Origin of the sequence: Bradyrhizobium sp. DN3, from assembly GCF_041357655.1 — a bacterium.
Lineage (GTDB): Bacteria > Pseudomonadota > Alphaproteobacteria > Rhizobiales > Xanthobacteraceae > Bradyrhizobium.
This window is the reverse complement of sequence record NZ_JAULLN010000036.1, coordinates 1-25,180: the sequence shown is the minus strand read 5'-3', so window position 1 is coordinate 25,180 and position 25,180 is coordinate 1. Positions and strand designations below refer to the sequence as shown.

General features: G+C 64.4%; 24 protein-coding genes. 10 read left to right on the top strand and 14 right to left on the bottom strand.

The window, feature by feature from the left end; all coding sequences use genetic code 11:
• Nucleotides 1–187: 187 nt before the first annotated feature.
• Nucleotides 188–688 carry a septal ring lytic transglycosylase RlpA family protein gene (locus AAE027_RS34935; RefSeq protein ID WP_249759057.1) on the bottom strand — a complete coding sequence of 167 codons (501 nt, stop codon included), beginning with the start codon at nucleotides 686–688 and terminating at the stop codon, nucleotides 188–190.
• 636 nt (nucleotides 689–1,324) lie between these two features.
• Here AAE027_RS34935 and AAE027_RS34930 point away from each other — a divergent pair.
• The 6 genes from AAE027_RS34930 (at nucleotide 1,325) to AAE027_RS34905 (ending at nucleotide 8,236) form a co-directional block, all read left to right on the top strand.
• Entirely contained in the window at nucleotides 1,325–1,885 is a 561-nt protein-coding gene (locus AAE027_RS34930; protein WP_370990233.1) for a F0F1 ATP synthase subunit delta, read from the top strand.
• Nucleotides 1,885–3,414 carry a F0F1 ATP synthase subunit alpha gene (atpA, locus tag AAE027_RS34925; protein WP_370990232.1) on the top strand — a complete coding sequence of 510 codons (1,530 nt, stop codon included), beginning with the start codon at nucleotides 1,885–1,887 and terminating at the stop codon, nucleotides 3,412–3,414. The genes AAE027_RS34930 and atpA overlap by 1 nt, the downstream gene beginning before the upstream one ends.
• 174 nt (nucleotides 3,415–3,588) lie before the next feature.
• Entirely contained in the window at nucleotides 3,589–4,461 is an 873-nt protein-coding gene (locus AAE027_RS34920; RefSeq protein ID WP_370990231.1) for a F0F1 ATP synthase subunit gamma, read from the top strand.
• A 34-nt stretch (nucleotides 4,462–4,495) separates the two neighbouring features.
• Complete coding sequence (gene atpD / locus AAE027_RS34915) at nucleotides 4,496–5,938, top strand: F0F1 ATP synthase subunit beta (protein ID WP_091893120.1); 1,443 nt, start codon at nucleotides 4,496–4,498, stop codon at nucleotides 5,936–5,938.
• Nucleotides 5,939–6,026: 88 nt separating this feature from the next.
• Nucleotides 6,027–6,434, top strand: coding sequence for a F0F1 ATP synthase subunit epsilon (locus AAE027_RS34910; RefSeq protein WP_091893122.1), 408 nt, complete (start codon nucleotides 6,027–6,029; stop codon nucleotides 6,432–6,434).
• Nucleotides 6,435–6,580: 146 nt separating this feature from the next.
• Entirely contained in the window at nucleotides 6,581–8,236 is a 1,656-nt protein-coding gene (locus AAE027_RS34905) for an adenylate/guanylate cyclase domain-containing protein (protein ID WP_370990230.1), read from the top strand.
• A gap of 521 nt (nucleotides 8,237–8,757) precedes the next feature.
• On the opposite strand, the gene AAE027_RS34900 is transcribed toward AAE027_RS34905, so the two are convergent.
• From AAE027_RS34900 to AAE027_RS34860, 9 genes are all read right to left on the bottom strand, one after another.
• Nucleotides 8,758–9,258, bottom strand: a complete 501-nt coding sequence (locus AAE027_RS34900; RefSeq protein WP_370990229.1) for an RNA pyrophosphohydrolase — start codon at nucleotides 9,256–9,258, stop codon at nucleotides 8,758–8,760.
• A 64-nt stretch (nucleotides 9,259–9,322) separates the two neighbouring features.
• Nucleotides 9,323–9,829, bottom strand: a complete 507-nt coding sequence (locus AAE027_RS34895; RefSeq protein WP_091893128.1) for an RNA pyrophosphohydrolase — start codon at nucleotides 9,827–9,829, stop codon at nucleotides 9,323–9,325.
• 81 nt (nucleotides 9,830–9,910) lie between these two features.
• Complete coding sequence (locus AAE027_RS34890) at nucleotides 9,911–11,134, bottom strand: divergent polysaccharide deacetylase family protein (protein WP_370990228.1); 1,224 nt, start codon at nucleotides 11,132–11,134, stop codon at nucleotides 9,911–9,913.
• Between the two features lie 329 nt (nucleotides 11,135–11,463).
• Entirely contained in the window at nucleotides 11,464–12,819 is a 1,356-nt protein-coding gene (locus tag AAE027_RS34885; RefSeq protein WP_128930672.1) for a S41 family peptidase, read from the bottom strand.
• Nucleotides 12,816–14,150 carry a murein hydrolase activator EnvC family protein gene (locus AAE027_RS34880; protein ID WP_370990251.1) on the bottom strand — a complete coding sequence of 445 codons (1,335 nt, stop codon included), beginning with the start codon at nucleotides 14,148–14,150 and terminating at the stop codon, nucleotides 12,816–12,818. Before AAE027_RS34880 ends, AAE027_RS34885 begins: the two co-directional genes overlap by 4 nt.
• A 32-nt stretch (nucleotides 14,151–14,182) precedes the next feature.
• Entirely contained in the window at nucleotides 14,183–14,665 is a 483-nt protein-coding gene (rlmH, locus tag AAE027_RS34875) for a 23S rRNA (pseudouridine(1915)-N(3))-methyltransferase RlmH (protein WP_370990227.1), read from the bottom strand.
• Between the two features lie 94 nt (nucleotides 14,666–14,759).
• Nucleotides 14,760–15,116 (bottom strand): ribosome silencing factor, encoded by a 357-nt coding sequence (gene rsfS / locus AAE027_RS34870; RefSeq protein WP_128942457.1) that lies wholly within the window; start codon nucleotides 15,114–15,116, stop codon nucleotides 14,760–14,762.
• A gap of 213 nt (nucleotides 15,117–15,329) precedes the next feature.
• A complete protein-coding gene (locus AAE027_RS34865) occupies nucleotides 15,330–15,974 on the bottom strand; it encodes a nicotinate-nucleotide adenylyltransferase (RefSeq protein WP_370990226.1) in 645 nt (214 codons plus the stop codon).
• 20 nt (nucleotides 15,975–15,994) lie between these two features.
• Nucleotides 15,995–17,290, bottom strand: coding sequence for a glutamate-5-semialdehyde dehydrogenase (locus AAE027_RS34860; RefSeq protein ID WP_370990225.1), 1,296 nt, complete (start codon nucleotides 17,288–17,290; stop codon nucleotides 15,995–15,997).
• A 190-nt stretch (nucleotides 17,291–17,480) separates the two neighbouring features.
• On the opposite strand from AAE027_RS34860, the gene AAE027_RS34855 reads away from it, so the two are divergent.
• Both AAE027_RS34855 and AAE027_RS34850 read left to right on the top strand, forming a co-directional pair.
• Nucleotides 17,481–17,759 (top strand): type II toxin-antitoxin system ParD family antitoxin, encoded by a 279-nt coding sequence (locus AAE027_RS34855; RefSeq protein ID WP_370990224.1) that lies wholly within the window; start codon nucleotides 17,481–17,483, stop codon nucleotides 17,757–17,759.
• Nucleotides 17,740–18,036: a type II toxin-antitoxin system RelE/ParE family toxin gene (locus AAE027_RS34850; protein WP_370990223.1), complete on the top strand. Its 297-nt coding sequence runs from the start codon at nucleotides 17,740–17,742 to the stop codon at nucleotides 18,034–18,036. The genes AAE027_RS34855 and AAE027_RS34850 overlap by 20 nt, the downstream gene beginning before the upstream one ends.
• Before the next feature lie 10 nt (nucleotides 18,037–18,046).
• Here the strand turns inward: AAE027_RS34850 and proB are convergent, their stop codons facing one another.
• Complete coding sequence (gene proB / locus AAE027_RS34845; RefSeq protein WP_370990222.1) at nucleotides 18,047–19,168, bottom strand: glutamate 5-kinase; 1,122 nt, start codon at nucleotides 19,166–19,168, stop codon at nucleotides 18,047–18,049.
• A 179-nt stretch (nucleotides 19,169–19,347) separates the two neighbouring features.
• Here proB and AAE027_RS34840 point away from each other — a divergent pair, with 179 nt between their 5' ends.
• Nucleotides 19,348–20,313 carry a Bug family tripartite tricarboxylate transporter substrate binding protein gene (locus AAE027_RS34840; RefSeq protein WP_370990221.1) on the top strand — a complete coding sequence of 322 codons (966 nt, stop codon included), beginning with the start codon at nucleotides 19,348–19,350 and terminating at the stop codon, nucleotides 20,311–20,313.
• 161 nt (nucleotides 20,314–20,474) lie between these two features.
• On the opposite strand, the gene AAE027_RS34835 is transcribed toward AAE027_RS34840, so the two are convergent.
• The 3 genes from AAE027_RS34835 to AAE027_RS34825 form a co-directional block, all read right to left on the bottom strand.
• The gene (locus AAE027_RS34835) at nucleotides 20,475–22,109 is read right to left on the bottom strand and encodes an alkaline phosphatase family protein (RefSeq protein ID WP_370990220.1); all 1,635 of its coding nucleotides are present in this window, start codon (nucleotides 22,107–22,109) and stop codon (nucleotides 20,475–20,477) included.
• A gap of 227 nt (nucleotides 22,110–22,336) precedes the next feature.
• Entirely contained in the window at nucleotides 22,337–23,377 is a 1,041-nt protein-coding gene (gene obgE / locus AAE027_RS34830; protein ID WP_091893209.1) for a GTPase ObgE, read from the bottom strand.
• Between the two features lie 84 nt (nucleotides 23,378–23,461).
• Nucleotides 23,462–23,944, bottom strand: a complete 483-nt coding sequence (locus tag AAE027_RS34825) for a MaoC family dehydratase (RefSeq protein WP_370990219.1) — start codon at nucleotides 23,942–23,944, stop codon at nucleotides 23,462–23,464.
• A gap of 264 nt (nucleotides 23,945–24,208) precedes the next feature.
• Between AAE027_RS34825 and AAE027_RS34820 the strand changes: the two genes are divergently transcribed.
• Nucleotides 24,209–25,123 (top strand): DMT family transporter, encoded by a 915-nt coding sequence (locus AAE027_RS34820; protein ID WP_370990218.1) that lies wholly within the window; start codon nucleotides 24,209–24,211, stop codon nucleotides 25,121–25,123.
• The last annotated feature ends 57 nt before the right edge of the window (nucleotides 25,124–25,180 follow it).

The following is a 25,180-nucleotide window of genomic DNA, read 5'->3' as shown; positions in this document are numbered from 1 at the left end:
GATGACAGGCTCAGCGAAGCAATCCAGACTGTCTCCGCAGAGGCGCTCTGGATTGCTTCGTCGCAAGGGCTCCTCGCAATGACGGCGGAGGCCAACAAAAAAAGCCCGCGGTCCCCCAAGACCACGGGCTTGTTTCAGGCGCGCATCAAACTGATGAAAACTGCGCGTGCGAGGCGCTTGGAGCGCCTTAGGAGACGACTTCCGCGGTGACGCGGCCGACGCCGGCGCCGGTGAGGCCGATGGCGCGGGCAGCGCCGGTGGAGAGGTCGAGCACACGGCCGCGAATGAACGGGCCGCGGTCATTGATGGTGACGATGACGCTCTGGCCGCCATGGGTGACGCGCAGCTTGGTGCCGAACGGCAGCGAGCGGTGCGCCGCGGTCAAGGCGTTCTGGTTGAAGCGCTGGCCCGAGGCGGTCCGGCTGCCGGACTCGTTGCCGTAATAGGAGGCCATGCCGGAGAAGCTGCGGCCCGTGCCCGACGACGGCGTCATCGCGGCGTTGGCGTTGCGCCAATCGGAGCTCGCGTTGGTATCGTTCTGGACGTGGTGGCGGTGATGGTGATGCCGGTGATGCCTGGATTTGGCGGAAGCTTCGGTGGCAGTTCCACCGATGACGAGAGTTGCGGCAACGAAAGCAATCGCCGTGCGCGGCCGGGTCACAAAGCCCAGCGTCTTCAAAGACAGCATATAGTGGTCCCTAAGCTAGTATTGCCACATATGTGGCTAGTGGAGCCCCCATCAGTTTGTGAGCGGGATCGCGTTTCCTTTCGCAATGCGGCGTGAATTGGGCAGTAAATCTGTTCTGTTTCGTCATGAAATATCTTGTTACCTGCCTCTGATATTCAGGCGATGTTCCGTAATCTTTTGCTTTAACAATTCATTAACCAGTCCATTACTTGCGAATACTGTAGAGTGAAGTCATCGCCGCCGGCGTTTAGAATTGGGTAAGTATTCCTTGAGTGGAACCGGCGTGGCGGGATTCACGCCTCTGCGATCCGTGTTCATGGCGGCTATGCGCTGGGAGCAGGAACCAATGGGCGCCGGCCGGCTGCAAGGCTCGCGGCAATTCCGTGGCGCGGCAGGTCATCAACGTCATTGGCGGCGTGCGACGAACTGGCGACAGAACCCCATGCCTTTAATTTGGCGTCATGTTGCACCTGCGCGCCTGCTATGTTAGCAAAGCCGCGATTTTAACGAGCCCGGCACCTCCCGTGCTGGTCGAAAATCGAAGTCCCGCTTGAATTCCAAGGGCTTGGATCGCTAGGCGCCGCTTCGTGGCGACGGTTTTTCCCTTGCGAGTTTGACAGCAAAAAGAGCGCGTCTGTGGCTGCAGAAGATACGTCCGTTTCAGGTGTGTCCGGCCGTTATGCAACGGCCTTGTTCGAACTGGCCCGCGACCAGAAAGTGGTCGACGAGGTCAAAGCCGATCTCGACAAATTCGATGCCTTGCTCAACGAAAGCGCCGATCTGAAGCGCGTCGTCCGCAGCCCGGTGTTCGCGGCCGATGCCCAGTCCAGGGCCCTGTCGGCCGTGCTGGCCAAGGCCGGCATCGCCGGCATCTCCGCCAATTTCCTGAAAGTGCTGACCGCCAACCGCCGCCTGTTCGCGGTGTCGGACGTCATCCGCGCCTACGGCGCCCTCGTCGCCAAGTTCAAGGGCGAGACGACGGCCGACGTCACCGTGGCGGAAGCGCTCTCGGACAAGAATCTCGATGCCCTCAAGGTTGCCCTGAAGTCGGTGACCGGCAAGGACGTCGCGCTGAACGTGAAAGTCGATCCCTCGATCATCGGTGGCCTCGTCGTCAAGCTGGGCAGCCGCATGGTGGATGGTTCGCTTCGCACCAAACTCAATTCGATCAAGCACGCGATGAAAGAGGCAGGCTGATGGACATCCGCGCCGCGGAAATTTCCGCGATCCTCAAGGACCAGATCAAGAATTTCGGCCAGGAAGCTGAAGTCTCCGAAGTCGGACAGGTGCTGTCCGTCGGCGACGGTATCGCCCGCGTCTATGGTCTGGACAACGTCCAGGCCGGTGAAATGGTCGAGTTCGAGAACGGCACCCGCGGCATGGCGCTGAACCTCGAAACCGACAACGTCGGTGTCGTTATTTTCGGTGCCGACCGCGAGATCAAGGAAGGCCAGACCGTCAAGCGCACCCGCGCCATCGTGGACGCGCCGGTCGGCAAGGGTCTGCTCGGCCGCGTCGTCGACGCGCTCGGCAATCCCATCGACGGCAAGGGGCCGATTCAGGCTGACAAGCGCATGCGCGTCGACGTCAAGGCGCCCGGCATCATTCCGCGCAAGTCGGTGAACGAGCCGATGGCGACCGGCCTCAAGGCGATCGACGCTCTGATCCCGATCGGCCGCGGCCAGCGCGAGCTGATCATCGGCGACCGTCAGACCGGCAAGACCGCGATCGCGCTCGATACCATCCTGAACCAGAAGCCCCTCAACGCACAGCCCGACGAGAACATCAAGCTGTACTGCGTCTACGTCGCGGTCGGCCAGAAGCGTTCGACCGTCGCGCAGTTCGTGAAGGTGCTGGAAGAGCAGGGCGCGCTCGAATATTCGATCGTCGTCGCCGCCACCGCCTCGGATCCGGCGCCGATGCAGTACATCGCGCCGTTCACCGGCTGCACCATGGGCGAGTACTTCCGCGACAACGGCATGCACGCGGTCATCATCTATGACGATCTGTCCAAGCAGGCCGTCGCCTACCGCCAGATGTCGCTGCTGCTGCGCCGCCCGCCGGGCCGCGAAGCCTATCCGGGCGACGTGTTCTACCTGCACTCCCGCCTGCTCGAGCGCGCGGCGAAGCTGAACAAGGACCAGGGCTCGGGCTCGCTGACCGCGCTGCCGGTCATCGAAACCCAGGCCAACGACGTGTCGGCCTACATCCCGACCAACGTCATCTCGATCACCGACGGCCAGATCTTCCTGGAAACCGACCTGTTCTTCCAGGGCATCCGTCCCGCGGTGAACGTCGGTCTGTCGGTGTCGCGCGTCGGCTCCTCGGCGCAGACCAAGGCCACCAAGAAGGTCGCCGGCAAGATCAAGGGCGAGCTGGCGCAGTACCGCGAAATGGCGGCATTCGCGCAGTTCGGCTCCGACTTGGACGCCTCGACCCAGCGCCTGCTCAACCGCGGTTCGCGTCTCACCGAGCTGCTCAAGCAGCCTCAGTTCGCGCCGCTGAAGATGGAAGAGCAGGTTTGTGTGATCTGGGCCGGCACCAACGGCTACCTCGATCCGCTCCCGCTCAACAAGATCAAGGCGTTCGAGGACGGTCTGTTGTCGCTGCTGCGCGGCAAGAACGTCGAGATCCTCAACTCGATCCGCGACACCCGCGACCTCAGCGACGACACCGCCGGCAAGCTGAAGTCGGTGGTCGAAGGCTTCGCGAAGTCCTTCGCATAAGGCCGTTGTGGCCGGGCTAAAGCGCGAAGCGCGTCTTCGCATCTGATGTCCCGGCCATCCACGCGTCACGGCGTGGAGCGAGAAGACGTGGATGCCCGGGACAAGCCCGGGCATGACGACTGGGATAGGCTAGCGGCTTGATCCAAGCGATCGAACCGCCGGGGTGAACGAAGAATGGCGTCACTTAAAGACATGCGGGTGCGCATCGCCTCCACCAAGGCGACGCAAAAGATCACCAAGGCCATGCAGATGGTCGCGGCCTCCAAGCTGCGCCGCGCACAGACCGCCGCGGAAGCGGCGCGTCCCTATGCCGACAAGATGAGCGCGGTGATCGGTAACATCGCCGGCGCCGCCGCCGGTTCGCCCGGCGCGCCCAAGCTGCTTGCCGGCACCGGCAGGGACCAGGTTCATCTTCTGCTGGTCTGCACCGGCGAACGAGGCCTGTCGGGCGCCTTCAACTCCTCGATCGTGCGTCTCGCGCGCGAGCACGCGCAGTCGCTGATCGCGCAGGGCAAGGAAGTCAAAATCTTCTGCGTCGGCCGCAAGGGCTACGAGCAGCTCCGCCGCCTGTTCGAAAAGCAGATCGTCGAGCATCTCGACCTGCGCAGCGTTCGCCAGCTCGGCTTCGTCAATGCCGAGGACATCGCCAAGAAGGTGCTGGCCCGTTTCGACGCCGGTGAGTTCGACGTCTGCACGCTGTTCTATTCGCGTTTCAAGTCGGTGATCGCACAGGTCCCGACCGCCCAACAGATCATCCCGCTGGTGGTCGAGGAAAGCGCTGCCGCCACCACGACGGCTTACGAATACGAGCCGGAGGAGGACGAGATCCTCGCCCGCCTGTTGCCGCGCAATCTCGCGGTGCAGATCTTCCGTGCCCTGCTCGAGAACAACGCTTCGTTCTACGGTGCGCAGATGTCGGCGATGGACAACGCCACCCGCAACGCTGGCGAAATGATCCGCAAGCAGACGCTGGTCTACAACCGCACGCGTCAGGCTCAGATCACCAAGGAACTCATCGAAATCATCTCCGGCGCAGAAGCAGTCTGACCGGACACGAAATTCGGATCGAAGGAGACAGTAAATGGCTACAGCAGCCACCCAGATCGGTCGCGTCACCCAGGTCATGGGCGCCGTCGTCGACGTGCAGTTCGAAGGCCACCTGCCGGCCATTCTCAACTCGCTGGAGACCAAGAACGGCAACAACCGCCTGGTGCTCGAAGTCGCGCAGCACCTCGGCGAATCGACCGTCCGCACGATCGCGATGGACGCCACCGAAGGTCTGGTGCGCGGCCAGGAAGTGACCGACACCGGTCAGCCGATCTCGGTGCCCGTGGGTGCCGGTACGCTGGGCCGCATCATGAACGTCATCGGCGAGCCGATCGACGAGGCTGGCCCGATCAAGTCGGAGGGCACTCGCGCCATCCACCAGGAAGCGCCGACCTATACCGACCAGTCGACGGAAGCTGAAATTCTCGTCACCGGCATCAAGGTCGTCGACCTGCTCGCGCCCTACGCCAAGGGCGGCAAGATCGGCCTGTTCGGCGGCGCCGGCGTCGGCAAGACCGTGCTGATTCAGGAACTGATCAACAACGTCGCCAAGGCGCATGGTGGTTACTCGGTGTTCGCCGGCGTCGGCGAGCGTACCCGCGAGGGCAACGACCTCTATCACGAGTTCATCGAGTCCAAGGTCAACGCCGATCCGCACAATCCGGATCCGAGCGTGAAGTCGAAATGCGCGCTGGTGTTCGGCCAGATGAACGAGCCGCCGGGCGCCCGCGCCCGCGTCGGCCTCACCGGTCTGACCGTCGCCGAGCACTTCCGTGACCAGGGCCAGGACGTGCTGTTCTTCGTCGACAACATCTTCCGCTTCACCCAGGCCGGCTCGGAAGTGTCGGCGCTGCTCGGTCGTATTCCTTCGGCGGTGGGTTATCAGCCGACGCTCGCCACCGACATGGGCGCGCTGCAGGAGCGCATCACCACCACGCAGAAGGGCTCGATCACCTCGGTGCAGGCCATCTACGTGCCGGCCGACGACTTGACCGACCCGGCGCCCGCGACCTCGTTCGCGCACTTGGACGCCACCACCGTGCTGTCGCGCGCGATCTCGGAAAAGGGCATCTACCCCGCGGTGGATCCGCTCGACTCGACCTCGCGCATGCTCTCGCCGCTCGTCGTCGGCGAAGAGCACTACCAGACCGCCCGTATGGTCCAGCAGGTGCTGCAGCGCTACAAGTCGCTGCAGGACATCATCGCCATTCTCGGCATGGACGAGCTGTCGGAAGAGGACAAGCTGACGGTGGCGCGCGCCCGCAAGATCGAGCGCTTCCTGTCGCAGCCGTTCCACGTCGCCGAAGTCTTCACCGGATCGCCGGGCAAGTTCGTCGAGCTCGCGGACACCATCAAGGGCTTCCGCGGCCTCTGCGAAGGCAAATATGACCACCTGCCGGAAGCTGCCTTCTACATGGTCGGCACCATCGAAGAAGCCGTCGAGAAGGGCAAGAAGCTGGCCGCTGAAGCGGCTTAAGAAGCGAATGGCGAATGGGGAGTAGCGAATAGTCCGCTGCTCCCAGTTCGCTACCCGCTATTCGCTACTCACCATTCGCAGGTTCTTCATGGCCACCTTCCACTTCGATCTCGTCTCTCCCGAAAAGCTCGCCTTCTCCGGCGAGGTCGATCAGGTCGATATTCCCGGCGCCGAGGGTGATTTCGGCGTGCTCGCCGGACACGCGCCGGTGGTGGCTGCGGTTCGTCCCGGCATTCTCACCATCACCACGGGCGGCACGCATCAAAAGATGATCGTGCTCGGCGGCCTCGCCGAAGTTTCGGAGAACCGCCTCACGGTGCTCGCCGACGTTGCCACCTCGATCCAGGAGATCGATCGCGCGCAGTTCGCCGAGACGATTGCCGAAATGGAAGCAAAGCTTGCCGAGAAGGAAGGCTCTGAGCTTGATCACGCCATCGAGCGGCTCGACCATTACAAGACCATCCAGAACGTGATCGGCACCACGGCTATGCACTAAGCCCCGGGGCACCGCTCCGGGGCTCAAGCTCAAAATTCCCGAATCAACTCAGCGCTCGTCACACCCGTGGCGGGCGCTGAACTTTGTTGCACCGCGTCGCCGATAACGGCATTCTGCGCCCGCGAATTTGTTCCGGGGCTGGGCAGATGAAACGCAAGATCGCAGCGATTTTCGCAGCCGATATTGCCGGTTACTCGAGACTGGTCGCGGAAGACGAGGAGGAGACGCTGCGGCGTCTCGCCTCCTATCGCGAGGTCGTCGACGATTTCATCGCCAAGTCGGGCGGGCGCATCTTCAACACGGCGGGCGATGCCGTGCTGGCGGAATTCCCGAGCGCGGTCGACGCGGTGCGCTGCGCCATCGACATCCAGGAGAGCTTGCGGACCCGCAACTTGGCCTATCCGCCGAGCCGGCAGATGTCGTTCCGCATCGGCATCACCATCGGCGACGTGGTCGAGCGCGACGGCGATCTCTTGGGGGACGGCGTCAACATCGCGGCGCGGCTGGAAGGCCTCGCCGAGGTCGGCGGCATCTGCGTCTCCCGCGCCGTGCACGAGCAGGTCGCCAACAAGCTGTCGGTCCAGTTCGCCGATATCGGTGCCCAGGAGGTTAAGAACATCCCGACGCCGGTGCACGCCTACATGGTGGCGATGCGGCGCGAGGACGGGACCTACGCGAAACCGCAGCTGAAGAAGCCGGCCTCCAAGCTGGCCGCCGCGCCCGTGTGGATGTGGCCGCTGGTGGTCGCCGTCGTCTCGATCGTCGCCATCGGCGTCAGCGGCTTTCTCTACAACACCAAGCTCAAGCAGACGGCGAGCATCGCAGCGCCTGCCGCGACGCCCGGTGCAGCTCCGACTGCAAATGCGACGGCGACGAGCCCGATGCCGACGCAAATGGCGAAGACACCGATGACACCGCCGAATGCCGGCGCCGCGATGGCGCCGATGCCGGCACCGTCACCTTCGGCTTCGCCGATATCAGGCAAATTTCCTGCCGAGAGCGTGCCCTTCATCAACGAGCGTGTTCGCAATTACCTTGCTGGCGACTATTCCGCCGCCGCCGACTACAAGGCCTTCGCGCTCAATGTCGGCGGCTTCACCGGCTCGGCGTTGAACCAGCCGAACGAAGAGGCCGCGCGCAACATGGCGGTCGAGCAGTGCCAGAAGCGCGCCGACGCCGCGCAATCGCCGCGGCGCTGCGAGCTCTATGCGGTCGGCAACACCATCGTTTATGCGCATGGCAAGCCGCCGATGCCATCACAGCCCTTCGTGCGGCACGACGCCATGACCGAGCGGCCGTTCGCGTCGAAAGACTTTCCGATGGTGCGCGATCCCCAGAAAGTCCGGCTCGAGAACATGTTCGTACCGGCCGCGAAATCCCGCTCGGTCGCGCTCGGGCCGGGCGGACAATATTTCATGGTGCTGGGCGCCGCATCGGCCGACGACGCGGCGCGGCGTTCCCTGGAATCGTGCGGCGCCATCGCTGGCGTTGCCTGCCTGGTCGTCGCGATCGACGACAATTTCGTCGTGCCGATCCCGACCCTGTTCAGGATCACCGGCTTCTTCAACGCCGCCTCCAATGCCTCGATCGTGGCGGATGCGCGCGGCGAGGTCATGCGCAAGCTCACGGACACCATGGGCTGGAACGCGGTCGCGGTCGGCACCGCCGGCCGCCCGGGTCTCGGCCTCAAGGCCGCCGACGAGCAGACCGCCGTCAATTCCGCGCTCGCCGATTGCGCCAAGCGCGACAGCGATTGCCACGTCATCGCGATCGGCCCGTTCACGGTGGGGCCGATCAATTAAGGCCTGTGGCGCTTAGGCCCGATTGCTACCCGCGAGCGAGATGCGCCCGCTCCCCGGCTTGCGGGTAGGGCTATCGCATATGGTGCGCACGATGCGGCGGCATCGGCACTGGGCTCCCTCTCCCGCTTGCGGGGAGGGCTGGGGTGGGGGTGTCTCCGCGCCGGGATTGTTGAGGATTGAGGAGGATGTCCCTGTGTGGCGAGAGCCCTCACCCGCCGCGCTCTGCGAGCGCGTCGGCCTCTCCCGAAAGCGGGAGAGGCCGAGCAAGCCCGCAGATAGTCCTCGTGAAATCCAAATGCGATAGCCCTACGCTTGCGGGGGAGGGCTGGGGAGAGGGTGCATCCGCAAAGAGACAATCCCTAAGAGGAGAAAGCCCTCACCCGGATCGCCTTCGCGATCCAACCTCTCCCGCAAGCGGGAGAGGTTGGCGTTCATGGGCTCCGCCAATCGCACCCCGCCGCAGATTATTCTCTCCACATATCAAGCACATCGCTACTGTGCATGGGGTTGATTTCGCAGTTTTAGTTTCCGAACGTCGCAAACTGCTCTGCCACGGCGCGATAAACGTCGCGGCGGAACGGCACCACGAGGCTGGCGACACGGTCGAGGCGCTCCCAGCGCCAGGCGTCGAACTCCGCCGGCTGGCCGTTGCGCGGCGTCAGCGGATCGATCTCGTCGTCCTTGCCGGTGAAGCGCAGCGCGAACCACTTTTGACGCTGGCCGCGGAATTTCGCCAGCCGGTGCGTCTGCGGTCCGTCGTAAGGCGGGAATTCATAGGTGAACCAGTCGGTCTCGCCGAGATAGTCGGCGCTGACCACGTTGGTCTCCTCCCAGAGCTCGCGCATCGCCGCATCGCGCAGATTCTCGCCGTCGTCGACGCCGCCCTGCGGCATCTGCCAGTCGAGGCCCGGCAGGATGATCTCGGGCCCGTCGCCCTTGAAGCGGTGGCCGATCAGCACACGGCCGTCGGCATTGAACAGGGCGATTCCCACGTTGGGGCGGTAGGGTTTTTCATCGGTCACGCGTGGATCTCTCGTTGTCACTCCGGCGGTGCCTTTAGCACCGAACCCGGCGAGACAATTTGATTTACTGATCCGCCAGCGCGGAAAATTCCTTCACCACGCGCTCATAGACCGGGCGCTTGAACGGGATGATCAATCCGGGGAGGTTCTTCATCGGCTCCCAGCGCCAGCTCACGAACTCGGCCTTGTGGCCGCCGCCGCCGGGCTTCTCGACATTGATCTCGCTGTCCTTGCCGGTGAACCGCACTGCGAACCATTTCTGGCGCTGGCCGCGGTAGCGGCCCTTCCAGGCGCGTCCGGCGACCGTGCGCGGAATGTCGTAAATGAGCCAGTCCGGAACCTCGCCGAGCCGCTCGACCGAGCGCACGCTGGTCTCTTCATAGAGTTCGCGCTTGGCGGCTTCCCAGGTGTCCTCGCCGGGATCGACGCCGCCCTGCGGCATCTGCCAGACATGGGCGTCGTCGACATGCTCGATGCCGCCGGCGCGGCGGCCGATGAACACCAGTCCCTTCGTGTTGATCAGCATCACACCGACGCAGGTCCGGTAGGGCAGATCCTCGTAACGCGCCATTCCGCCAGACCCCTCGCATGCTGTTGTCGGTAGGGCCTGAAGCGGCCCCGCGGGGGACCCGTGCCGTACCAATTCGTTGATTTAGCTGGATTTTGATTTCAGCATCGCAGTTGTCAATGGCACCAAAAGGATACCCCGGTCGCCCAAAGTCTTGGTCCAGGCACCGATGCGCTCGATCGAGACCGGCAGGGCCGAGGCGGTGCCGACGGCGATGCCGCGCTCGCGCGCCGTCGCTTCGAGCTTGTTCAGGGCGCGGTCGATCTCGGTCGGGGTCGGCACCACGTCGATCGCGATGTCGCCCTTGCCGAACGGCATCGCCTGGTTGGCCGCGGCCTGGGGCGCGATGCTGCGCGGCGAGGAGCCGTCGTCGAAGAAGCCAAGCCCGCGCTTGGCCGCCTCGCGGATGATCGGCTGCATGGCCGGCTCGGTCGCGATGAAGCGGGCGCCCATGAAATTGGTGAGGCCGGCATAACCCTGCATCCGGCTCAGGTGCCAGTACAGGCGGTCCATGTTCTGGTCGGTGCTGAGCGAGGTCAGCAGCGTCTGCGGTCCGGGATCGTTGTCGGGGAAGTCGTAGGGCTCCATCGGGATCTGGAGGAAGATCTCGTGATGCTGGGCGCGCGCCCGCTCGGCGAGCTTGCCGGGGTCGGATCCGTAGGGTGTGAAGGCCAGCGTCACCGCCGGCGGCAGCTTCATGATCGCATCGGTGGTCTTGGCGGCACCGACGCCGAGGCCGCCGATCACGATGGCGACCACCGGCATCTTGGCAGCCTTGGCGCGGTCGGCATCGGCCGCGTAGACGTTGAACGGCTTCATGTCGCCTGCGACCACCGGGATCATGCCGTAGCGCGACTTCTCCAGCAGTTTTGGATCGATCCCGGCCATGACAGGCGGCGGTGCTGAAGCCGCCCCGCCCTTGTCGGTGGCCTCGCCGGCGCCGATCACCACATCGTGGCGGGCGCCGGTGGAGCCGTCGATCATGGTGACGGTCTTCTGCTCACCGGGAGCGGCCTGCTTCGGCGCCTCCTTGGTCTCGTGCTTGCCCTCCTGCCTGCTTTCGCCGGCGTGGCCCGAGGCCACCGGCTTTTCGTCCGTTGCCTTGGGCTCGCGGATCGCGATCCGCGTCATCGGCTCGCCGCCGAGCGGGTCCTTGTTGAAGATGGCGAAGCCGGCAAATGTGACCAGGAACAGGAGAAGCAGGACGGCGAGCAGCTGCATGGCCGTGAACGGCAGCCGCAGCCGGCCTTTCCGGCGCGGCTTGTCCTGTCCGAGCGGGGCGCTCAGATCATCGGCCGTTTCAGTCATGCGCGATCCCGAATCACTCGCAATGACGATACCACGCCGAGGTCAAGCGGCGGCAGGCCGGGATAGGCCGGGGATGCGTAATCGAATCGGCTGCACCCACAACGCAGGTGCGCCCCCTCTCCCGCTCGCGGGAGAGGGTTGGGGAGAGGGTGTCTCCGCAGAGAGACTCCCCCAGAGGCGAAAGCCCTCACCCGCGCCTTCGGCGCGACCTCTCCCGCAAGCGGGAGAGGTTAGGAAGCGTCGCTCCTCCGGGGCCACGGGCCTAAGTTCCAAGCAAAAAGGGCGGCTTCCTGCAGCCGCCCTTTGCGAGAGATTCGTCTAAGCCGATTCTAGTTCGCCGCTTTGGGCTTGTCGGCGGCGGCCTTGTCGCCGCCCGGCGTGGGCGCGGCTGAGGCGCTGTTCTTGATACCGTGGAGCAAATCGTCGGCGAGCTTGAGCGCCTTGTCGTCCTTGGCATCCGGCGGGACGTAGGACTGCGAGCCGGTCTTCTCGTCGCCGTCGTTCTTGAGGTGGCCGCGCAGCGACGCTTCGCCCTTGGTGTCGGTGCGGGACTTCAGCTCGTCCGGCACGTCCTGAAGCACTTCGATGTCGGGCACGATGCCCTTGGCCTGGATCGACTTGCCCGACGGCGTGTAGTAGCGCGCCGTGGTCAGCCGCAGCGCGCCGTTGCCGCTTCCGAGCGGAATGATGGTCTGCACCGAGCCCTTGCCGAACGAGCGCGTGCCGACGATGGTCGCGCGCTTGTGGTCCTGCAGCGCGCCGGCGACGATTTCCGACGCCGAGGCCGAGCCGCCATTGACCAGCACGATGACCGGCTTGCCCTTGGTCAGGTCGCCCGCATGCGCGGTGCGGCGCTGGGTCTCCTCGGCATTGCGGCCGCGGGTCGAGACGATCTCGCCCTTCTCCAGGAAGGAATCGGAGACGGTGACCGCTTCCTCCAGCAGGCCGCCCGGATTGTTGCGGAGGTCGATGATGTAGCCCTTCAGCTTGTCGCCGATCTGGTTCGAGAGATTGGTGACCTCACGCTTCAGGCCTTCGGTGGTCTGCTCGTTGAAGGTGGTGATGCGGATATAGGCGATGTCGTCGGCTTCGACGCGCGCGCGCACCGAGCGGACGCGGATGTTGTCGCGCACCAGCGTGACGTCGAGCGGATTGTCCTGGCCCTTGCGGATGATCTTGAGCTTGATCTTGGTGTTGACCGGACCGCGCATCTTCTCGACCGCCTGGTTCAGGGTCAGGCCCTGCACCGCCTCGTCGTCGAGATTGGTGATGATGTCGTTGGCCATGATGCCGGCGCGCGAGGCCGGCGTGTCGTCGATCGGCGAGACCACCTTGATCAGGCCGTCTTCCATCGTGACCTCGATGCCGAGACCGCCGAACTCGCCGCGGGTCTGCACCTGCATGTCGCGGAAGCTCTTGGCGTCCATGTAGCTCGAATGCGGATCGAGGCCGGTGAGCATGCCGCTGATCGCGGATTCGATCAGCTTGGTGTCATCGGGCTTCTCGACATAGTCGGAGCGCACGCGCTCGAAGACGTCGCCGAACAGATTGAGCTGGCGATAGGTGTCCGCGGTGGCGGCTCGCGCGCTGGAGCCCATGAACACCGCGCGCGGCTGGGTCACGAACAGCGTCAGCGCCGCGCCGGTGGCTGCGCTGAGGAGGATTACTGAAGTCTTGCGCATCATCCGCGAACCTTCTCGCCTTCATTTGCGGCCCACCATGGGCCTGGATCGACTGGAGTGCCGTCCTTACGGAACTCGACATAGAGCACAGGTTGACTCGCGTTCGTGGCGAGAATGGAGGCGACTTGAGATGTCGACCCCATGGTCGCGACCGGCTCCCCCGTGAGCACAAACTGTCCGATGTTGACCGAAATGCGCTCCATCCCGGCGATCAGGACATGATACCCGCCACCAGCGTTAAGGATCAAGAGTTGTCCATAGCTGCGGAAGGGGCCGGCATAGACCACCCAGCCGTCACACGGCGTTGTGACCTGGGAGCCTGGCTTGGTCGCCAGCGAAATGCCCTTCTGGACCCCGCCGACCCCATCGGAACCGCCAAAATCCCTGATCTTGTTACCGTTAACCGGAAGAGGCAGGAGCCCCTTGGTCGACGCGAAGGCAATCGCGGGCGCGGTCCGGGACCGGTCCTTGAAAGCGGCCGGACCAGACTTGGCGCTGGTATTGGCACTGGCAGCCGCCTTTGCCTCGGCCTGCTTGGCCGCCTCGGCCGCCTTCTCAGCAGCCTTGGCGGCGCTTTGCAGATCCTGCTCCATCTTGGTGATCAGGCCCTGGAGATCACCGACCTGCTTTGACAGCATGATCGCGCGCGAATTCTCGGCGTCGAGGTCCTTTTCCCGCGCCGCCTGCTGACGCTGCCGCTCATCGACCAAAGCCGTGAGCCGGCTCTGGTCGTTGCGGACCCTGTCGCGGTCCAGGGCGAGCTGGTCGCGTTCGCTGGCGATGTTCTTGCGCAGCGCCACGAGCTCGCCGAGCTCGCCGGCGATCGCTTCGGCGCGGCCGCGCAACTCCGGCACAACCGCGCCGAGCAGCATCGCGGTGCGCAGGGATTGCAGCGCATCTTCGGGCCGCACCAGCAGCGCCGGTGGCGTGCGCCTGCCGGCGCGCTGCAAGGCGGCCAGCACTTCGACGATGTCGGCGCGGCGCGAATCGAGCGAGGCGCGCATCTGTTGCTCGCGGCCGTTGAGATTTCGCAGCCGGGCTTCGGCTTCGTCGATCTTGGTCTCGACGGAGCGCACATTGGCGGCGGTGTCGATCAGCTGCTGGTTGAGCTGAGTGCGGTCCTGACCGAGCGCGGTGATCTCGGCCTTGAGCTTGGCCTGCGCTTCCTCGGCGCTTTTCTGCCTGGCGCGGGCGGCCTCGAGCTCCTGCTCACGCTGCTTGATCGCATCGGGCGAGACGGCCGCGGTCTGCGGCGGCGTCGCCGTCTGAGCTTGCGCGAGGCTTACGCCGGCGAGGCCAGTGATCAGCAACAGGTTGAGGAGCGGCGCTCGCATCTTGTCGGCAAAGGTGCTCGTTATGACGCGCATCACGCGCGGTGATAGGGGTGGCCGGCCAGAATGGTGGCGGCCCGATAAAGCTGTTCCAGAAGCATGACGCGGACCATTTGGTGCGGCCAGGTCGCAGAGCCGAACGCGATCGCGAGCTTGGCCTTACGGCGCAATTCGGGCGAAAGTCCGTCCGCCCCTCCGATCACGAAGATAGTATGTCCGGCACCCTCGTCGCGCCAGCGCCCGAGATGCCGTGCGAATACGGTGGAATCCAGATTCTGGCCGCGCTCGTCCAGCGCCACCAGGATCGACTTTTCCGGAATATGCGCGCTTATCGCCGCGGCTTCTTCGGCCATCCGCGTCGCGGAGTCGCGCGCACGGCTTTCCGGGATTTCGTGGACGGTGAGCTCGCGGAATCCGAGCTTGCGGCCGGCCTCCTCGAACCGCTCGAAATAGCGGTCGGCAAGCTCCCGTTCGGGGCCCTGCTTCAGCCGGCCCACGGCAATGATAGCAACACGCATGATGGCTTCAGCGTCGTGTTTCAGGGTCGCGCGCATCAGGCGCGCGCACGACGCTACCATGCGCGTCAGCCGATTCGAAATCGGCTCAGTGAGCCTAGATCGCCTTCGCCGCCCCTGGGCCCTGCGTATACAATCGCTCGAGATTGTAGAACTCGCGGACCTCGGGTCTAAACACGTGCACGATCACATCGCCGGAATCGATCAGCACCCAGTCGCAATTGGGCAAGCCCTCGACATGGATGTTCTTGATGCCGTTTTCCTTGAGGCCCTTCGTGACGTTGTCCGCGATCGCGCCGACGTGCCGGTTCACCCGGCCGGTGGTGACGATCATGTAGTCGGAGTACGTCGATTTGCCGCGAAGGTCGATGGTGACCGTCTCTTCCGCCTTCATGTCCTCGAGGCGGGAGAGGATCAGGCTCAGCGTCTTGTCGGCGTCGGGTTGCGCCTTCAAGGCCGCAGCTTTGGTCGATGTTTTACGCGTAGGCTTAGCAACCTTGGGTAAAACAGACTTGGACAATACAGATGTGGCCAGGGACCATTCCTTTCACTGTATCGCGAACGCCGAATCCGACGCTCACTGGTTACACTACATCATGTGGGGTTAAGGCTTTCAATATGCCAGAGAGCCCCAAATCCACACACTCCGTCTCACTTCGTACCTTTCTCACTTCGTACCTTTCCAGCTCCCGTCCGGGTTCCGCAGGCCCGTCGAGGAGAGATTCAGCTTCAATCCGGTCAAAAACACCCAGACCGGCGCCGGCAGGTCCGCAAGCAGTGCTGCCTTGTCCTCGGGCAGGCGGTAGCGCGATAGCGCTTGGCCTGCGGGCGAGGCGAGGGCGCGAAAACTCTGCGGCGGGCGATCGATGATTGCCATCGGCACCTGGGCGGCGATGCGCCGCCAGTCCTGCCAACGGTGGAATTGAGCGAGGTTGTCGGCGCCCATAATCCAGACAAAGCGCAAGCCAGAGAAGCGGCGGCGCAAGATGTTGATCGTGTCGATAGTATAGCGGGTACGAATGACGGATTCGAGACAGCTCACCTCGATCCTGGGATCGTTGGCGACCGCGCGCGCCGCCCGCATGCGCGCGCCGAGTTCCTGCAATGCGCCGTTCTCCTTGAGCGGATTGCCCGGCGTCACCAGCCACCAGACGCGATCGAGCTGCAATCGCTTCAGCGCGAACTGGCTGATGGCGCGATGGGCCTGATGCGGCGGGTTGAACGAACCGCCGAGCAAGCCGATGCGCATGCCCTCCGTATGGGGCGGGACCGCTTGCGCCACGAAATGCGGCACGACGAATGTGTTGCTCAATACCCGCCCCGCGACGTTGCTTACGGCCGCGTCTGCCCGGTGCCGCGAACGCGATATTTGAAGCTCGTCAACTGTTCGGCGCCGACAGGGCCGCGGGCATGGAAGCGGCCGGTGGCGATGCCGATCTCGGCGCCGAAGCCGAACTCGCCGCCATCGGCAAACTGCGTCGAGGCGTTGTGCAGCACGATTGCGGAATCGACCTCGCTCAGGAATTTGTTTGCGGCGGCCTCATCCGCGCTCACGATGGCGTCGGTGTGATGCGAGCCGTGATTCTGGATGTGCGCGATGGCGCCGTCGACGCCGTCGACCACTTTCGCTGCGATGATCGCATCGAGATATTCGGTGTCCCAATCGTCTTCGCTGGCAGGCTTTACGCGCGCATCGGTCTTCTGCACGGCATCGTCGCCGCGCACTTCGCAGCCCGCCTCGATCAGCATCTCCACCAGCGGCTTCAGGCTCCTTGCGGCTCCCGCGCGATCGACCAGCAGCGTCTCGGCGGCGCCGCAGACACCGGTGCGGCGCATTTTGGCGTTGAGCACGATCGACTTCGCCATGGCGAGATCGGCGCTGCCGTCGACATAGACGTGGTTGACGCCTTCGAGATGCGCGAACACCGGCACGCGCGCTTCCTGCTCGACGCGCGCGACGAGGCTCTTGCCCCCGCGCGGCACGATCACGTCGATGGCGCCGTTCAACCCTGATAGCATCATGCCGACCGCTGCGCGGTCGCGCGTCGGCACCAGCGTGATCGCGGCCTCAGGCAGGCCCGCTTCGCGCAGGCCTTGCGCCAGGCACTCATGGATGGCGCGGCAGGAACGGAAACTGTCGGAGCCGCCACGCAGGATCACGGCATTGCCGGACTTCAGGCACAGCACGCCGGCGTCCGCCGCAACGTTCGGCCGGCTCTCGAAAATCACGCCGACGACGCCGAGCGGCACGCGCACGCGCTCGATGGTCATGCCGTTGGGCCGTTGCCAGCTCTCGGTGACGACACCGATCGGATCGGCAATGCCGCGCACGATGCCGATGCCCTCGGCCATGCCTTCGACGCGCGCCGGTGTCAGCGTCAGGCGGTCGATGAAGGCGGAGGTCGCATTGCTGGAGGCGCGGGCCTCGGCGACGTCCTCGGCGTTGGCGGCGAGGATCGCCGCCGCGTTGCCGCGGATTGCCCGCTCCATGGCTTCCAGCGCCCGGTTCTTCTGCTCCGGCGGCGCCAGCGCCAGCACCCGCGCGGCGGCTCGGGCCTTGGCGGCGAGATCGGACATCAGCGTCTGGAGATCGGCATTGCCGTCGACGGCTTTGAGGGGGGCGGCCATGGGGTCAACCTTCTGCTAAGGCAGTGTCCTAGCACGGAAATCCCGCGTCTGCGAAGGGCGGGGAGGGTATGGCAGACCCGGTTCGCGCTGGCAGCTCGGTCGATGGCCCAATTGGACCGAAAGTCCGAAGCATTCCTTGCAGGCGGCTAGAATATCAATAAATATCATTATTCGATAACGGAGCCCGCAAATGGCGAGTAGCTATAGCATTGGCAAGCATTTCGAGGATCTGATCGACAATCTGGTCGAGAGTGGCCGCTACGCGACCGCAAGCGAGGTCATGCGCGAGGGCCTTCGCTTGGTTGAAGAACGCGAGGAGCAGCGCAAGGCCAAGCTGGAGGCGCTGCGCGCCGAAATCCAGAAGGGTTTTGACAGCGGGCCTATGGAAGAGGTTGGCGATATGTTCGAGCGGATCAAGTCAGAGGGTCGGAAACGTCTGGCGGCCAAGAATGGCAAAAAGACCGCTTAAGAGTCCGCAGACAGAGATCGACCTTACGGCGATCTGGGACTACATCGCCACAGACAATCCGCGAGCGGCCGACACGCTGCTCGATCGCATCGATGCAACTTTCAATATGCTGGCAGAGACGCCGTTTGCCGGTCGCGATCGCAGCGAATTGCGTGCCGAATTGCGTAGCTTTCCGGTCGGCAACTATCTGATTTTCTACGTACCCACACCCGATGGCGTCGAGATCATCCGCGTCATGCACGGCCGTCAGGACATCGGCGCTGACGACATGCAGTAGCAGCCGTCGTCTATCCCCCCACCACCAGGTCGTCGCGGTGGATCATCTCTGACCGCCCGCTGATGCCGAGGATGGCCATCACGTCCGGGGAGGAGCGGCCCTTAATTCGCTCGGCGACCTCGGCGTCATAGGCGATCAGGCCACGCCCGACCTCGCTGGCGTCGGGACCGCGCACGATCACGGCATCACCGCGGGCAAACTGGCCCTCGACCTTGATCACGCCGGCCGGCAGCAGGCTGGCGCCGGCGCGTAGCGCCGTCACCGCGCCGGCATCGATGGTCAGCGTGCCCTTCGGTTCCAGCGTGCCCGCGATCCAGCGTTTTCGCGAGGTGATGGGATTGGCCGGCGTCAGGAACCAGGTGCAGCGGCCGCCATCGGCGATCGCCTGCAACGGATGTTCGATCTTGCCGGAGGCGATCAGCATATGCGTGCCGCCTGTCGTGGCGATCTTGGCTGCCTCGACCTTGGTGCGCATGCCGCCGCGCGACAGCTCGGACTCGGCATCTCCCGCCACCCCCTCGATCTCCGAGGAGATGCTCTCGACCACCGGAATCAGCTTTGCGTTCGGGTTGTCCTTGGGCGGGGCGTCGTAGAGGCCGTCAATGTCGGAGAGCAGCACCAGGAGGTCGGCGCTCGCCATGGTGGCGACGCGCGCGGCGAGGCGATCATTGTCGCCATAGCGGATCTCGTTGGTGGCGACCGTGTCGTTCTCGTTGATCACGGGAATCGCGCGCCACTCCAGCAGCTTGCCGATGGTGGAGCGCGCATTGAGGTAACGGCGGCGCTCTTCGGTGTCCTGGAGCGTCACCAGGATCTGGCCGGCGCCGATGTCGTGCGCCCCGAGCACCTCCGACCAAATCCGCGCCAACGCGATCTGGCCGACCGCGGCGGCGGCCTGGCTCTCCTCCAGCTTCAGCGGACCGCGCGGCAATTTGAGGCGGCTGCGGCCGAGCGCGATCGAGCCTGAGGAGACGACCAGCACGTCGCGGCCTTCGCGGTGCAGTTTTGCCATGTCGTCCGCCAGCGCAGCCAGCCAGGACGCCCGCACCTCGCCCCTGTCGGAATCGACCAGCAGCGCGGAGCCGACCTTGACGACGATACGACGGAATTGACTGAGTTCGGGGCTGGCCATGACGCGCTTGGACGATCTGCTCTGCATTGGAAACGGCGGAGCGAGAAGCGGCGCCGGTAGGCCTGCTTTTGCAGCAGGACGATGGCCGGCGCAAGGCGGGCGGATGGTAAACGGCTCTTGTCTTGGGCAACGGCCCGGTTCTAATGCCGCCAACAAATAATGGGCTGGAGAAGACGCGAATGGATCGCCGCAAATTCATGGCCGGATGCTTGGGGCTGCCGCTGCTGGCGCAGGCGGGTGGGGCGCAAGCGCAGGCCGGGCTCACAAAGGTCATCTTCCCGTTCGCAGCGGGAGCTGGCGGCGACACGCTGTGCCGGCTGATCGCGCAGGAGATGGCGCCAGCGTTGCAACGGACCGTCGTGGTCGAGAACCGCACCGGCGGCGACGGCCTGATCGGCATCAAGGCCGTGAAGGGTGGCAGTCCCGACGGCAGCATGGTGCTGGTGACGACGGGGCCGACCATGTATCTGCTGCCGATGGTGGAGACGACACCGAGCTTCGATACGGCCAAGGACTTCATGCCGGTGTCGCTGCTGGCGCGGTTCGAATTTGCGCTGGTGATCAACCCGGCGGTCGACGCAACCGATTTCAAGAGTTTCGTGGCTTGGCTCAAGGCGCATCCGGTCAAGACCTCGTTCGGGGTGCCGAGCAATGGCACCATCCCGCATTTCATGGGCTCCAAGCTCGAGAAGGATCTCGGCATTCCCCTGACCCGCGTGCCCTACCGCGGCAGCGCGCCTATCCTCAACGACATCGTCGGCGGCCACATCTCGTTCGGCATCACGACATTGGCCGACGCTCTGCCGCAACATCGCGCCAAGGGCGTGAAGATCATCGCGGTCGCGAGCGCGGAACGATCGCCGTTTGCGCCAGACGTTCCGACGCTGAGGGAGAGCGGCATCGATCTCGTCGCGGACGCCTGGTATGGCATGTGGCTTCCGGCCGGCAGTCCGCCGGAGTTCGCCAGCAAGCTCGGCGCCGCCGCAAGTGCCGCGCTCGCCAAGCCCGAGGTGAAGGAGAAGCTCACCGCGATCGGGCTCATTCCGGTCGGGTCCACGCCGGAAGGATTGACGAAGGAGCTCGCAGCGAACATCGCGTTGTGGCAACCGATCGTGAAGGCGACGGGATACAAGATCGAGAACTGAGGCTTCTCCCTCTCCCCGCTTGCGGGGAGAGGGTTGGGGTGAGGGGGAGTCTCCGCGGGGCCGGTGAGAGTTGGACACGCGTGAGAGTCCCCCTCACCCGGATCGCATCTCGCGATGCGATCCGGCCTCTCCCCGCAAGCGGGGAGAGGCAAAGAGCGCCTCTACATCTTCGCGCGCTGCGCGATGCCGTGCTTGATCGCGGCAAGCTCGGCTTCGTCCCAGATGCCGATCAGAATGCCGCCTTTCACCTGCAGCTGGTTATCCGCATAGGCGGCGATCTTCTCGCGCGGGGTGGTGATGTGGTCGTTCGGATGCAGTGCCCAGTCGAACAGCTCGGCCTGCAACCGCGCGACGATCGCGCCGCAATCAGGATCGTCGCCGCGATCCAAAAACTCGTCCGGATCGGTTTCGAGGTCGTACAGCATCGGGCGGAAGCCGGAGGCGTGGATGTATTTCCAGCGGCCGTCGAACACCATGAACAGGCGGCAGCGCTCGATCGGCTGGTTCAGCTTCAGCCGCACATCCTGCATGGCGTAGTCGTATTCGGAGAACGCCACCTTGCGCCAATCTGGTGGCGTCGGGCCGCGCAGCAGCGGCAGCAGCGAGCGCCCTTCAAGGATGTGGCCGGGCACCTTGCCGCCGAAATAATCAACGAAGGTCGGCGCGAGATCGATCGCTTCCACCAGCGCATCACTGCGCGTGCCGCGGGTGGCGTCAGCTTCTTGCGACGGATCGATGATGATCAGTGGAATCTTGGCTGACTGCTCGTGGAACAGGTCCTTCTCGCCCATCCAGTGATCGCCGAGATAGTCGCCGTGATCGGAGGTGAACACGATCATGGTTGTTTCCAAGAGGCCGCGCGCCTCCAGAAACTTCATCAGCACGCCCATCTGGTCGTCGATCTGGGTGATCAGGCCCATATAGGTCGGGATCACCTTCTCGCGGGCATCATCGCGCGCCATGTTGCGGGAGTAGCGCATGTCCATATAGGCGCCGAACACCGGATGCGGGTTCTGCCGCTCGCGCTCGGAGCGGATCACCGGGATCATGTCATCAGTCGAATACATGCTCGCATAGGGCTCGGGCGCGATATAGGGCCAGTGCGGCTTGATGTAGGACAGATGCAGGCACCACGGCCTGCCGTCCGTCTCAGCCTCGCTGATGAAGTCCATCGCACGCCGCGTCATGTAGGGCGTCTCGGAGTGTTCATCCGGCACGCGCGCGGCCTTGTCGGCATGCACCAGCAGCCACCCGTTCTGCAAGCTACCATCGTCCGCCGCGCCGGAATTGGCCCAATGCTCCCAGGGATTGGTGGCCTCAAAGCCCTGCTTCCGCAGATATTCGTCGTATTTCGGCCGTGGCCGGCCGGTCGGATGCAGGCCGTCGTCACGCTCGTAGGGTTCAAAGCCGCATTCGGCGACATGCACGCCGATGATCGACTCCGGGGGGATGCCGAGCGCCTTCATGCCCTCGAGGTCAGGCGCCATATGGGTCTTGCCGACCAGCACGTTGCGCACGCCGATCTTGCCCAGGTGATCGCCGAGCGTGGGCTCGCCGACACGCAGCGGCCAGCCGTTCCAGTGCGAGCCGTGCGAGCGCATGTAGCGCCCGGTATAGAACGACATCCGCGACGGGCCGCAGATCGGCGACTGCACGTAGGCCTTGCTGAAGAGTACGCCACGCTTGGCCATAGCGTCGATGTTGGGTGTCTTCAGCGTGGGATGGCCGGTGCAGCCGAGGTAGTCATAGCGAAGCTGGTCGCACATGATCCAGAGAACGTTCTTCGCGCACGCCATGCGTCATCCCTGTTGTTTCTTGATTGTTTGATGCTGCGATATTGGAGGCGCGATGGCAACTGGCAGTGATGCGCGTGCGTGCAGCCGTACATTCCGACGTCGTCCCGGCGAAGGCCGGGACCCATAATCCCAGGGAGAAGTTTGGCGAAGACTCGTCTTTCGGTACTACGAGCGTCTGCAACCGATAGATCACGCGGTATGGGTCCCGGCTTTCGCCGGGACGACCATTAAGCCGACCACGGCTCCGCTTCGGCGGCGCTCTTGGCCTTGGCGGAGACCGGGCTCTCGCCGATCACGTCGGCCAGCGCGCGCAGCGCTTCCTTGACGCCCTGGCCGGTCACGCCGGAGAGCAGCAGCGGCGTCTTCTTGGCGGCGCGCTTCAGGCGGTCCTTCTGCTTCTTCAATTCGTCCGGCTCGACCGCGTCGATCTTGTTGAGCGCGACGATCTCGATCTTGTCGGTGAGCTGGCCGCCATAGGCCTCCAGCTCCGTCCGCACCGTCTTGTAGGCTTTGCCGGCGTGCTCGCTCGTCGCATCAACGAGATGCAGCAGCACGCGGCAGCGTTCGACATGGCCGAGGAAGCGGTCGCCGAGGCCGGCGCCTTCATGCGCGCCTTCGATGAGACCCGGAATGTCCGCCAGCACGAATTCGCGGCCGTCGGCATTCACGACGCCGAGCTGCGGATGCAGCGTGGTGAAGGGATAGTCGGCGATCTTCGGCTTTGCCGCGCTGACCTTGCTGAGGAAGGTCGACTTGCCGGCATTGGGCAGGCCGACGACGCCCGCATCAGCGATCAATTTCAGCCGCAGCCAGATCCAGCGCTCTTCGCCCACCTGGCCGGGATTGGCGTTGCGCGGCGCACGGTTGGTCGACGATTTGAAATGCGCGTTGCCGAAGCCGCCATTGCCGCCCTCGGCCAGCACGAATTTTTCGCCGACCTTGGTGAAGTCATGGATCAGCGTCTCACGGTCCTCGTCGAAGATCTGGGTGCCGACGGGGACTTTCAGCACGATGTTCTTGCCGTTGGCGCCGTGGCGGTCCGAGCCCATGCCGTTCTCGCCCTTCTGGGCCTTGAAATGCTGCTGGTAGCGATAGTCGATCAGCGTGTTGAGCCCATCGGCGACCTCGATGATCACATTGCCGCCGCGGCCGCCATTGCCGCCGGAGGGGCCGCCGAATTCGATGAACTTCTCGCGGCGGAACGCCACGCAGCCGTTCCCGCCGTCACCGGAGCGGATATAGACCTTTGCTTCGTCGAGGAATTTCATGGGCCATAGGTAGGCCAGCTCGCCCGGCCCGGCAACCCGAATTGACCCGTGCATCGGCGGAAATTCCGCGATTTTGGGGCGTGCTTAACCTGCGGGCCTTTTCCGGATCAGGAATTTCTGCGTGCCCTCCAGCACCAGCTCCTTGCGCTGGTTGAACACGGTGCTTTTGAGCGTGACGACGCCGGTCGTGCGACCCGGCACCAGCTCGGTGACTTCGAGCGCGGGATAGATGGTGTCGTCGGCGAACACGGGCTTGAGAAACCGGCTTGACTGCTCGAGGAAGCCGACCAAGGATTCCTCGACCATGAACGGAAACAGGCCGGCACCGGGCGCGGTGTGGATCAAGGTCTGGAAGCCGTGGGCGAGCAGATGCGGCATGCCGCGGGCGCGGCAATATTCCACGTCATAGTGCACCGGATGGGTGTCGCCGCTCGCGGTCTGGAACGCCGCGAACACGGCGGAGGTCTGGGTGCGGCTCGGCAGCACGAAACGCTCGCCGAGGACGAAATCCTCAAACCAGCGTTGCGTTGGGATCATGCGATGCCGGGAGGGATCGAAATCGGTCATGCCGCTTCCTTTCGTCGGTATGAGTTCTATCGCTACCGCGATGCGAAGAGTGCGACAATCCGTTCAATTCGGCGGAAGTGGGCTTGTCCAGCGCGCCTGCGTCATTAAAACGACCGAAGCGACACTACTCGCCGTTTTTCGATGCTTCCTCCGCTCGTCATTGCGAGCGAAGCGAAGCAATCCAGACTTGCCTCCGTGGAAACAGTCTGGATTGCTTCGTCGCAAGAGCTCCTCGCAATGACGGGTCTTCCACGAACGACAGCAATGCCCTTCTTCAAGAATCTCTCCGCCTATGACGACCGCTCGGCGCGGCTGGCCGGCATCGCCTTGATGGTGCTGTCGATCTTCATGTTCTCGTTCGGCGATGCCATGGGCAAGTTCCTCGTCGGCACCTATTCGGTGGGGCAGCTCCTGTTCCTGCGCGCCTGCGCGGCGCTGCTCTTGCTGTCGCCGTTGGTCTGGAAGCAGCGTCACCAATTCCTGCAGCTGGAGCGGCCGGGGTTGCAGCTGTTTCGCGTCGTGCTGTCGACGCTGGAAGTGGCTGCCTTCTTTCTCGCGACCGTCTATCTGCCGCTCGCCGACGTCATCACCTATTATCTCGCCGGTCCGATCTTCGTCACCGCGATGTCGGCGATCTTTCTGGGCGAGAAGGTCGGCTGGCGGCGCTGGACCGCGATCCTGATCGGCTTCTGCGGCGTCTTGATCGCGCTGCGCCCGTCCGCACAGACCGTCAGCCTGCCGGCGCTCATCGCGCTCGGCGGCAGTCTCTCCTTCGCAACGCTAATGCTGATCACGCGCAGCCTGCGCAAGACGCCCGACATCGTGATGGCGTCCTCGCAATTCATCGGCACGTTTTCGCTGGGTGCCGTGCTCTCAGCATTTCACTGGGTGCCACCGACATCGGGCAGCCTCGTGATCTTCGCGCTGGCGGGATGCGTCTCGGTCACCGCGCTGTTCTGCGTCAACCGCTCGCTGAAGCTCGCGCCGGCCAGCGTCGTGGTGCCCTACCAATATTCGATGATCGTCTGGGCCGTGATCTTCGGCTTCGTCGTGTTCGGCGACGTGCCTGAAGTCGCCACCATCGTCGGCGCCGCCATCATCATCGGCGCCGGGTTCTACATCTATCTGCGCGAGCGCGACCTCGGCCGCGAGAGCGCCGAGGTGAATCCGCCGGCGTAGCTCTTACCCTCCCCTGGAGGGGGAGGGTCGCTCGCGCACCGCGCGAGCGGGGTGGGG

Coding starts and splice junctions, on each gene's coding strand:
- AAE027_RS34825 (WP_370990219.1), bottom strand. CDS start 23,944: ATGACCGATTTCGATCCCTCCCGGCATCGCATGATCCCAACGCAACGC.
- AAE027_RS34835 (WP_370990220.1), bottom strand. CDS start 22,109: ATGGCGTGCGCGAAGAACGTTCTCTGGATCATGTGCGACCAGCTTCGC.
- AAE027_RS34920 (WP_370990231.1), top strand. CDS start 3,589: ATGGCGTCACTTAAAGACATGCGGGTGCGCATCGCCTCCACCAAGGCG.
- AAE027_RS34850 (WP_370990223.1), top strand. CDS start 17,740: ATGGCAAAAAGACCGCTTAAGAGTCCGCAGACAGAGATCGACCTTACG.
- proB (WP_370990222.1), bottom strand. CDS start 19,168: ATGGCCAGCCCCGAACTCAGTCAATTCCGTCGTATCGTCGTCAAGGTC.
- atpA (WP_370990232.1), top strand. CDS start 1,885: ATGGACATCCGCGCCGCGGAAATTTCCGCGATCCTCAAGGACCAGATC.
- AAE027_RS34935 (WP_249759057.1), bottom strand. CDS start 688: ATGCTGTCTTTGAAGACGCTGGGCTTTGTGACCCGGCCGCGCACGGCG.
- AAE027_RS34895 (WP_091893128.1), bottom strand. CDS start 9,829: ATGGCGCGTTACGAGGATCTGCCCTACCGGACCTGCGTCGGTGTGATG.
- obgE (WP_091893209.1), bottom strand. CDS start 23,377: ATGAAATTCCTCGACGAAGCAAAGGTCTATATCCGCTCCGGTGACGGC.
- atpD (WP_091893120.1), top strand. CDS start 4,496: ATGGCTACAGCAGCCACCCAGATCGGTCGCGTCACCCAGGTCATGGGC.
- AAE027_RS34890 (WP_370990228.1), bottom strand. CDS start 11,134: ATGACTGAAACGGCCGATGATCTGAGCGCCCCGCTCGGACAGGACAAG.
- AAE027_RS34910 (WP_091893122.1), top strand. CDS start 6,027: ATGGCCACCTTCCACTTCGATCTCGTCTCTCCCGAAAAGCTCGCCTTC.
- AAE027_RS34860 (WP_370990225.1), bottom strand. CDS start 17,290: ATGGCCGCCCCCCTCAAAGCCGTCGACGGCAATGCCGATCTCCAGACG.
- AAE027_RS34905 (WP_370990230.1), top strand. CDS start 6,581: ATGAAACGCAAGATCGCAGCGATTTTCGCAGCCGATATTGCCGGTTAC.
- AAE027_RS34840 (WP_370990221.1), top strand. CDS start 19,348: ATGGATCGCCGCAAATTCATGGCCGGATGCTTGGGGCTGCCGCTGCTG.
- AAE027_RS34880 (WP_370990251.1), bottom strand. CDS start 14,150: ATGCGAGCGCCGCTCCTCAACCTGTTGCTGATCACTGGCCTCGCCGGC.
- AAE027_RS34885 (WP_128930672.1), bottom strand. CDS start 12,819: ATGATGCGCAAGACTTCAGTAATCCTCCTCAGCGCAGCCACCGGCGCG.
- AAE027_RS34820 (WP_370990218.1), top strand. CDS start 24,209: ATGCCCTTCTTCAAGAATCTCTCCGCCTATGACGACCGCTCGGCGCGG.
- rlmH (WP_370990227.1), bottom strand. CDS start 14,665: ATGCGTGTTGCTATCATTGCCGTGGGCCGGCTGAAGCAGGGCCCCGAA.
- AAE027_RS34855 (WP_370990224.1), top strand. CDS start 17,481: ATGGCGAGTAGCTATAGCATTGGCAAGCATTTCGAGGATCTGATCGAC.